The sequence below is a fragment of the Megasphaera sp. AF13-6AC genome, from assembly GCF_027685385.1.
GTDB classification, from domain to species: Bacteria; Bacillota; Negativicutes; order Veillonellales; family Megasphaeraceae; genus Megasphaera; species Megasphaera micronuciformis.
Map to the genome: position 1 here is coordinate 1 of NZ_JAQCUN010000047.1, position 9,348 is coordinate 9,348.

The following is a 9,348-nucleotide window of genomic DNA, read 5'->3' on the forward strand; positions in this document are numbered from 1 at the left end:
GGTCGCGAACCGACAAGAATTTGCCCGTTTCGATCGTACATGACACCGCGCATAGCCGCTAAAGGAATAGCCCGCAAACGATTCCCTTCAGCCAGGGAATTATAATAATCGCCCTGAAAAAGTTGCAACCATACAAGACGGGCTATTAAAACGAGAAAAACAATGACAACCGCACCGTATACATAGCGAAAAGGCCCATCATTATTCTTTTTTTTCAGAAGTGCTTCCAGCATGAATACGGGTCCCCTTCTATCTGTTAAAACTCATAAATCCGAAAAATGCGTCTTCCCTATACATCTTTCGCACAATCCGGTCCGCAAAACGTGCTAAAATCCCGTGCAACACAAGCAAAGGAACGCTATATTGTGCTAAGTAGGGAATGAAAGAAACGAATTGTCCCGACAAGGACAAAACGAGGTATGTAAACACCAGGTAAGCTTCCGTAATAAACAGAACCAACAGTACAAGCAAAATATGCTGGTCCTTCTCCAAAGACCTCCCCAAGTAACCGCTAAGTGCGGCAACCAATAAATACGGTAAGATATGGATACCGAAAAAGTTACCGATAACAACGTCTTGTAAAAATCCGCCCAAAAGAGCCACCCCCGTTCCCTTTCTCTGGCCGAAACGTAAGGAAACGATGATCACAAAGAGCAAAATCAGATTGGGCTGTACTACACCGTTAAAAATTCTCGGCAAAACGACACTTTGCAAAATAAAGACGATAAGAGCCGTAATAATACAATATGTCTTTCTCATAGCGCCGCCGCTCCCTTAACACCTTCCACCTTGTCACGCTGCGTTTGAGGGACGAGTTTAGGGGCTACACCCGGTTTATCGTAATCGCCGTTACCGGTCGTACCGGTAATGACAAAGACTTCCTCCAGTTTGGAAAAATCGACACCAGGCTGAATAACCGCATATTTTACAAAATCCGAATCATCGGAATGAACGGATACGATTTTGCCTACGTACAACCCTTTAGGATAAATGGTACCGAAACCGGACGTGACGAGGTTGTCCCCTTCCAGAATATCCGCATCTTTGGCAATATTGACGAATTGGGGCTCTGTCGGCATATTGCCGTTACCTCGGACTACCGACGCAACTCGCGATTCGGCTCTTTGCACAATAGCACCTATACTCGTCCTCGGATCCGTTAAAAGCTGGACTCTTGCCGATGAGGGAAAAACATCGCTGATAAAACCTACAACGCCGTCAGGCGTGATAACGGCCATATTTTCTTTAATCCCTTCGTTTTCACCGACACCGATAATCATCGTATTAGTCCAAGTACCGTAATCGCGAGAAATAACAGGGCCCGCTACGAGCTGCAAATTTTTATGAGCTTCACGGAAACCGAGAAGTTTACGCAATCTCGTATTTTCCGCCGTAATTTCATCATAATCCACCGTTTTTTCACGCAGGTCGGCATTTTCCTTTTCCAATTGCTCCCATTCAATACGATTTTTCATACTGATATCTATAATGCGGCTGATTGAAGAAATTCGATCGGCAATCCACGACACCCCTTCTTCCAAAGGCGTGACTACAGTCTGCAACGGTGACGTTACATAGGGAATGGAATTATGGCTGCGCCAAGCCCAACCGACAACCCCTATTATTAAAAATAAGGCGAAAGCGGCAATAACGCTTCTCTTACCGAAGGAAAACAATGTTAAAATCTCCTTTTATAAATGGTCTGAACACCTTGAATTAACGAATCGAATTTCTGCCTGTTTTTTAATGCCGTGTAGGCACCCTTAGCTACTGCCGTTTCCGGTTCAGCCGCCACCATAACGGGTACACCCGTTTCCTGGGCCACCAACTGGTCAAGCCCCTTCAGCAAAGAGCCTCCGCCGGTGAGGACAATCCCCTGCTCCATAATATCGGCTGCCAACTCGGGCGGCGTTTCCTTTAAGGTACGCCGAATCAATTCAATAATCTTCAGCAGAGGCCGCCCCATGACTTCATAAATCTCACTGGATTTTAAAGACACTTCCCGTTCCAACCCGTCATCCAAACCACGGCCTGTAAAATAAAAATGTCTGTCTTCTATGGGCAAAATAGCAGAGCCGTTATAAATCTTCATTTCTTCTACCGTTGCATCGTCCGTAACGACAGCGTATTTCATTCGTAAATAATCACGCAATGTTTCATCCAGTTCAATACTGCCCGTATGAATCGCTTCGGATACGACAATACCGCCCAAAGAAAGGACCGCTGCATTTGTCGTACCGCCGCCAATATCAACGACCATACTGCCGGTAGGCTCCAAGACGGGAAGCCCGGCACCGATAGCGGCCGCCGCTCCCGTTTCAATCAAGCTCGTTTCCTTGGCTCCCGCTCTGTACAAAGCTTCCAGTACGGCTCTTTTTTCCACATCCGAGGCAATGGCCGGAACCCCGAGATTAACCCGTACACGCTGTACCGTGCGCACAGCTCGACTCAGGATATAATTTAAAAGTGTACTGGTTACCGAATAGTCGGCAATAACTCCGTTTACGAGAGGTCTGTGAATCTTCACGACTTCCGGAGACTGAATCAGTAAGTTTTCCGCATTCCGTCCGACAGCTACTACCTTCTGGTTCCGCTCGTCCGTGGCAATAACGGACGGTTCGGAAAGAACAATACCGCGGCCTTCCACGTATACTTGTGTCGTACAAGTACCCAAATCTATGCCTATATTTTTAGTTAAGGGCGAAAAAATAGACGCCATAATCGATTCCTTCCTACAATAATTACAGTCGTTATTTATTTTACCACAAAGAGGGCTGACCGTGAATACATTCAGCCGTTACAAGCGGCGATTTTCGGCGAAAAATGCGGTATCCCTCCCATAAGGCGATACCGCATTTTCACTTACCTTATTCCTTTTTCGAGTCCTTGTTTATTTTGTAAACGGAGGCATACATGACAGGCAGTACCAAAAGGGTCAGGATGGTGGCTACTAAAAGTCCGGACGCAATGGCCGTAGCCATAGGTCCCCAAAAAGCACTTCTCATTAAAGGCACCATACCCAATATAGCAGCTGCCGCCGTCAACATAATCGGCCGAAAACGCATAATCGCCGAATCTACGATAGCATCCCACGGTGACTCTCCGGCTGCCTCATGTTTTTGAATCTGATCGATCAGAATGACCGAATTGCGAATAATCATACCGCCTAAGGCTAAAATCCCCAAGTAGGCTACGAAGCCGAGAGATTCATTAAATAAAAGCATACCCAGAGAAACACCGATAATTCCAAGCGGAGCCGTTATCAGTGTAAGAGCCGTTTTCTTAATATTGCGAAGCTGGAACATGAGAAGCGTCATAATGATAAAAATCATGACCGGCACGGGAGCCAATAAATATTTTAATGATTTTTCGCTATTTTCCAGGGCTCCGTCTTTTTCCAACTTATAGCCGAAAGGTAGCGACTCGCTAACCGCCGACGCTTCGTCATATGCCCGTTTGGTCGCATTATTAGCCGTTCCGGAAAGAGTATCGGCCTCAATGAGAATGGTCGGTTTTAAATTACGACGCCAAATAGTTCCGTCTTCGGCACTGTACGAAAGCTTACCTATCTGTTCCAAAGGCACATATCCGTTAGGTGTAGGAATAACCACATCTTTTACTCTTGCCAAGTCACTACGGCTGTTCGGATCGAGACGCAACTGAATACCGATTGTCTTATCTCCTGCATAGTATTCGGCAATGGTCGCCCCGCTCAACTCCGTATAAAGCGTTTTCGATATATCGGCACCGGAAATACCCAAATAACGCAGTTTGTTCTGATCCAAATCGACTTTCACGATTTTGCTCTTTTGCTCCCAATCAAGATGAACATCCGTTAAATTCGAATCTTGGCGCAATATATCGGCAACTTTTTGCGCATAAGTCTTAACCTTATCTATATTCTGCCCCGATAAGCGCAGCATAACGGGATAGTCCGACGGCGGTCCCGTTTGAATATACTTAATATTACTGCGCACATTCGGTTCATGATCGGCCAGTTCCTTTTTTACTCGCCCTGCCAACTCTTTCCGACTCTCAGTATCAGCGGCAACGACAACAAACTGTGCATAGTTGCTTGCAGGCAGCACGGGTTCTGTCGTTAGAACAAAGCGCGGGGCTCCTTCCCCTACATAGAAGGAATAGTCTTTTATCAGCCCCTCTTGCTTATCTAAAAAAGCGGCAAACTTTTTAGCTTCCTTCTCCGTCGCCGCTATGGACGATCCTTCGGGTAAGGTCATTTCAACTATAATTTCAGGACGTAATGACGGCGGGAAAAACTCTTGCGGTACAAAAGTCAGCAAGCCGCATGATAAGATGAATACGGCAGATGTCCCCAAAAGAACCGTTTTTCTATGAGTAAGAAAGATTTGCAAAACATGTCTAAATGTACGGTAGAAGCGATTATCATACATGGAAGGCTTATCCGCTTCGCCCGCCTTATCCTTAACTTTAATCAAATAATACCCGAACAAAGGCGCCACCATGACGGATACAATCCACGAGATAACAAGAGATGCCGTAATCACCGGAAAGAGGGCCTTACAAAATTCCGCAGCCGCACCTTCGGAAAAGGCTACGGGAATAAATCCGGCACAAGTGACGAGAGTTCCCGTCAGCATAGGTTTAGCCGTCTCTCTAAAAGCAGCACACGCCGCTTCCATACGGGACTTCCCCGCCTCCAATTGGACACTCATCATTTCCACGGCAATGATCGCATCGTCAACCAATAAGCCGAGAGCGATGATTAAAGCTCCTAATGAAACTTTGTGTAAATCAATGCCGGCAATCTCCATGATGCAAAATACCCCGGTAAGCACCAAAGGAATACAAAAAGCGACAACCATACCCGTACGCAAGCCCAAGCTGAGGAAGCTGACAATAAGGACGATAATAATCGCCTCTCTCAAAGTGCCGACAAAATCACTGATAGAGTCTTTAACTACAGCCGGCTGATCCGATACTTGCTGAATTTCCAGACCTGCCGGTAAGTCGTCTCCTACGGACTTTACAACCCGGCTCAAATTTTCACCCAGGGTCAGGATATTGCCGCCATCCTTCATGGAAACAGCTACGCCTATAGCCGGCTTGCCGTCAAAGAACATTTTCGGGTCTGCCGGCTCCGTGTACTTTCGCTCCACTTTAGCAATATCGCCGAGACGGAAAATCGCATTTCCGCCCTTAACAGGCAGATTTCGAACGGCATCTATGTCGTCAAAGGTTCCTGTAAGACGCAAATACACGTTATCCGTTTTCGTATCAATCATACCCGTCGGCGTCACCGCATTTTGTCCTTTAACCGCCTCGGATATAGTTGTAGGGGAAATACCTAAGGATGCCAGTTTTGCATTTTCTATTTCTATGTAAACCTTTTCCGACTGTTCCCCGACAATTTCAGCCTTCCCCACATCGGGGACATTAAGCATTTCTCGACGAAGTATTTCGGCTTTTTGTCGCAATTCTTCGTATGAATACCCGTCTCCCGTTACAGCATATACGGAACCGTATACATCGTCGAAATGGTCGTTATAGTACGGTCCGTATACACCTTCAGGTAAGGTACGTTTCGTATCGTCCGCCAAGTTACGTACTTCTTGCCAAACGGACCGGACCCGAGTCGAATCTATTTCATCGTCCAAATTAACGAATATAACGGCTCGCCCCGGTTTGGAATAGCTTCGAATATAGTCAAGATGCGGGGTGTCTTGAAGCTTTTTCTCCAATTTATCCGTAACCTGTTCTTCCATTTGTTGAGCTGTCGCTCCCGGCCAGGCAACGGTTACAACCATCTTTCGCACCGTATAAGCCGGATCTTCCATACGCCCCAACTTCATGTATGAAAAAACACCTGCCAACGCGATGACGACAATAAAGTACCAAACCAAGGTCTTATTTTTCAGAGACAATTCCGTCAGGTTACGCATTATTCGTCACCTTCCGTTCGCACGACCTGACCGTTCGACAAAAGCTGAACACCGGCCGTAACAACCAGATCTCCGTTCTTAAGCCCCTTAACCGACACACGATTATCATCAAAGGCTTCGACACTTACGTTTTGCAGAGAAACAGTATGGTCCTTACCGACAACCCACACCTGAGGCGTATTGCCGGTCTGATAGATGGCCGATAGCGGCAAGACACAATCCGTACCGCTACCGACTGCCTTATTATCCGTAACCGTGGCGGTCATTCCCAACTGTACCCCCGGCACGTCTGACGGTAAGGTTACGGTAACCTTATACGTACGCGTAGCCGGATCGGCTACAGCGGCGACTTCCCTTACAGTGGCCGTAACGGTCATCTTACCGAGGGCCCAGAAAGATACACTGACGTTCTTACCTACGGAAAAATCCTTAATTCTGTTTTCCGGTACATTAAAGGAAACCTCCATATCGCCGCCTTTTACCAAGGTCAGAACAGTCTGTCCGGCAGCTACAACCTGCCCCGGTTCGGCCGATACGGCAGCAATAACTCCATCCGCATCAGCCGTAAGGCTCGTATAAGAAAGGCTGTTTTCCGATGTAGCTGCAGCCGCTGCCGCCTGATTGTACTGAGCCGCCGCCTGATCATAGGCGTTACGATACTGGTCAAGTGTAGCCGCACTGACCGCATCCTGCGCGTATAAAGATTCATATCGTTCCAAATTGACCCGTGCCAAATCCAATTGTGATTGTGCAGCACTCAATGCAGCTTGAGAACGGTTTACTCCTTGCTGTGCATCTTGAGGATTGACAGTCATCAATACGTCTCCCGCATGGACGACAGAACCTAACTGAACATTTTTAGTCGTTATGCGTCCGCCGATTTGAAAGGCCATATGACTCTCATAGCGACCCTTGACCGTCCCCGTATATTGAGCCCCGTCTTGTGCCTGCCCATCTCCTACAACTACGGTTTTCACCAATCGGGGCTTTTGTGCCTCTTCCTTATGACCGCAACCTGAAACAAAGGTTACTGTTAAAACGGCTGCTACTAACAGAACATAATATTTTCTCCTGCGTTTCATATATACCTCCGCCATACGTTCTCGCCACAGTTCGCTTACAACTTCAATCCGTACGTCTGCACAGCATTATTATAGAACACATCGTCCCAAGCACTTCTGGGAATGATGACTTTAACGAAATTAACATAGTCCAGTAAATTGGCTAAAGGCCAATCGGTACCGAACATAAATCGTTCATAACAACCGATATAAGAAAAAAGATCATAAAGACGACGTATATACCCGTATTTTTCGTATAAGAACCTATCAAAATCAGGTATTTTCCCTTCCAGTAAGCCTGATAAATCGGCTGAGACATTCGGATTTTTTTCCATTACGGCAATGGCATCGGCAAGAAACGGATTGCCGATATGACACATGACAAATCGAACCTTATTATACTTAACGGCCGCTTCGTCAAGGGTGAACGGATGGCTGTATTTCAAGAGTCCTCGCTCCGTCGCCGTCAGACCCGTATGAATAGCCACCGGTTTATCATATTTTACAGCCAAGTCGTAAAAAGGCTTAAGTCGATCTTCATAAACATAAAAATGATTATATCCGGGATATAGTTTAATACCCACACATTCGGGCCGTTTTAAATTTTCTTCTACTAAAGCGGCTTGCTCTGCTATGGAACGGTTATCCGTATCAAATCGATCCAGACCGATACAATAACTCATAAATTGGGGATAGTGGTGATCTTTCGGGTCGAGAGACACGTTTGACATAACAATGCCGTGTACAATTCCCGTATTTGCATAAGACCTGCGTAAATTGTCCGCCGTATTTTCATGGCCTGCCGTAACAGCCAATTCGTCAAACCCCGGAAACGAGGCGAAATGAAAATGTGCGTCAATGATTTTCATAAAACTTAACCTTCTCTCTGCCGTTTTTACAGCATTTATGCGAATACTGAAAATAGTTTTTTCCGAGTATTGCTATTGTACCATACATTTAAAGCCCGGAATGTACGTATCCATTCTTCGCTTTACCTATTTTTTCATATACTGTGCCAAGATGGTGCCTTCGAGTGTCTTCAACGTAAATTCATCTTCATTCCAAAGTATATAAGATCGCTCGCTGCCTCCCTTGGGAATGGATACTGACCCGGGATTCATATACAAAAGACCGCCGTGTCGTTCACACCGGGGTATATGCGTATGGCCGTGCAAAAAAATAAAATCTTCAGTCAATGGCGGTATATGATTTTCATTATACAGATGCCCGTGAGTCGCAAAAACTTTAACAGATCCTTCAACAAAAACGGCATAGTCCGCCATGACGGGAAATTCCAAAACCTGCTGATCCACCTCGGCCTCACAGTTGCCGCGAACGGCAAAAATCATATTCTTCTTTTTATTCAATAATCCGGCCGTTTCCTTCGGGTCATAACCTGTCGGTAATTCATTACGCGGTCCGTGATAAAGTAAATCTCCCAAAAGTAACAACCGGTCAGCCTCTTCTCTTTCTACAGACTCCAAGAGTCTTTTGGTATATAAAGCGGATCCGTGAAGATCCGAAGCGATTACGTATTTCATGCCTTACACCTTCTTATTTCTCAACAAACAGCCGTCTACTGAAATAGAAATAACATCCTGTCGTAAACAGGCAAGCCGCCACCCAGCAAACAGGGCTGGCAGCACACAAGCCGGGATAGCCCCACTTATCCGCCAAAAGCAAAGCGGAACCGCTACGAATGACGAGTTCTAAAATACTGCTCAATAAGGGAACAATAGCAATTCCCATTCCTTGCAGTGCATTACGATACACAAAAAGCTGTCCCAGAAAAAAGTAAAACGGTACGGTAAACAACAAATACAAGGCCGCTTGATCGAGAAGGAACTGATCCGGATCGGTCGTAAAGCCGGAAATAATTTCAATGCCGAAAAAGTACATTAAGGCAACGGCACACACACATAAACCGAATGACAGAAGCGAACATTGACGCACGCCCTTACGAATGCGGTCGAACTTACGAGCACCGTAATTCTGAGCCGTATAGACGGCCATGGCGATACCGAAGGAAATCATGGGTTGCATAGCCACTTGTTCAATACGCGTAGCCGAAATAAAAGCGGCTATCGTTTCAGCTTCAAAAGTATTGCATACGGCCTGAACGACAATAATCCCCAACGTAATAATAGAGAATTGTAGAGCCATGGGCATACCCACCTTCAAGTGTTCTTTGGCAAAGGCCGAATCAAAGCGCCAGTCTTCTCGTGAAAGTCGTAAAAAGGGGAACTTAATGCGCATGTAAAAGAGACATAAAAAAGCGGCAATTCCCTGCGACACGACAAGAGCTATCGCCGAACCCGGAACTCCCCAATCAAAGGCAACGATGAATAAAATAGCCAAGCCTACAT

8 protein-coding genes and 1 pseudogene are annotated in these 9,348 nt (G+C 46.1%); all 9 read right to left on the bottom strand.

Annotated elements, in window-relative coordinates:
* Positions 1-233, bottom strand: a pseudogene (locus tag PGX78_RS03955) (penicillin-binding protein 2); the annotation flags it as partial.
* Positions 234-249: 16 nt separating this feature from the next.
* Positions 250-759 (bottom strand): rod shape-determining protein MreD, encoded by a 510-nt coding sequence (mreD, locus tag PGX78_RS03960; RefSeq protein WP_270445489.1) that lies wholly within the window; start codon positions 757-759, stop codon positions 250-252.
* On the bottom strand, positions 756-1,676 hold the full coding sequence (mreC, locus tag PGX78_RS03965; protein ID WP_270445490.1) for a rod shape-determining protein MreC: 921 nt from the start codon (positions 1,674-1,676) through the stop codon (positions 756-758). The genes mreD and mreC overlap by 4 nt, the downstream gene beginning before the upstream one ends.
* A gap of 2 nt (positions 1,677-1,678) precedes the next feature.
* Entirely contained in the window at positions 1,679-2,719 is a 1,041-nt protein-coding gene (locus PGX78_RS03970; RefSeq protein WP_270445491.1) for a rod shape-determining protein, read from the bottom strand.
* A 148-nt stretch (positions 2,720-2,867) separates the two neighbouring features.
* Entirely contained in the window at positions 2,868-5,921 is a 3,054-nt protein-coding gene (locus tag PGX78_RS03975; protein ID WP_270445492.1) for an efflux RND transporter permease subunit, read from the bottom strand.
* On the bottom strand, positions 5,921-7,003 hold the full coding sequence (locus tag PGX78_RS03980) for an efflux RND transporter periplasmic adaptor subunit (protein ID WP_270445495.1): 1,083 nt from the start codon (positions 7,001-7,003) through the stop codon (positions 5,921-5,923). The genes PGX78_RS03975 and PGX78_RS03980 overlap by 1 nt, the downstream gene beginning before the upstream one ends.
* A 35-nt stretch (positions 7,004-7,038) precedes the next feature.
* On the bottom strand, positions 7,039-7,851 hold the full coding sequence (locus tag PGX78_RS03985) for an amidohydrolase family protein (protein WP_270445496.1): 813 nt from the start codon (positions 7,849-7,851) through the stop codon (positions 7,039-7,041).
* Between the two features lie 126 nt (positions 7,852-7,977).
* Positions 7,978-8,523, bottom strand: coding sequence for a phosphodiesterase (yfcE, locus tag PGX78_RS03990; protein ID WP_270445497.1), 546 nt, complete (start codon positions 8,521-8,523; stop codon positions 7,978-7,980).
* Positions 8,524-8,536: 13 nt separating this feature from the next.
* On the bottom strand, positions 8,537-9,348 hold an 812-nt coding region (locus PGX78_RS03995; RefSeq protein WP_270445498.1), incomplete at its 5' end, for an MATE family efflux transporter.

Coding starts and splice junctions, on each gene's coding strand:
- mreD (WP_270445489.1), bottom strand. CDS start 759: ATGAGAAAGACATATTGTATTATTACGGCTCTTATCGTCTTTATTTTG.
- PGX78_RS03970 (WP_270445491.1), bottom strand. CDS start 2,719: ATGGCGTCTATTTTTTCGCCCTTAACTAAAAATATAGGCATAGATTTG.
- PGX78_RS03975 (WP_270445492.1), bottom strand. CDS start 5,921: ATGCGTAACCTGACGGAATTGTCTCTGAAAAATAAGACCTTGGTTTGG.
- PGX78_RS03980 (WP_270445495.1), bottom strand. CDS start 7,003: ATGAAACGCAGGAGAAAATATTATGTTCTGTTAGTAGCAGCCGTTTTA.
- PGX78_RS03985 (WP_270445496.1), bottom strand. CDS start 7,851: ATGAAAATCATTGACGCACATTTTCATTTCGCCTCGTTTCCGGGGTTT.
- yfcE (WP_270445497.1), bottom strand. CDS start 8,523: ATGAAATACGTAATCGCTTCGGATCTTCACGGATCCGCTTTATATACC.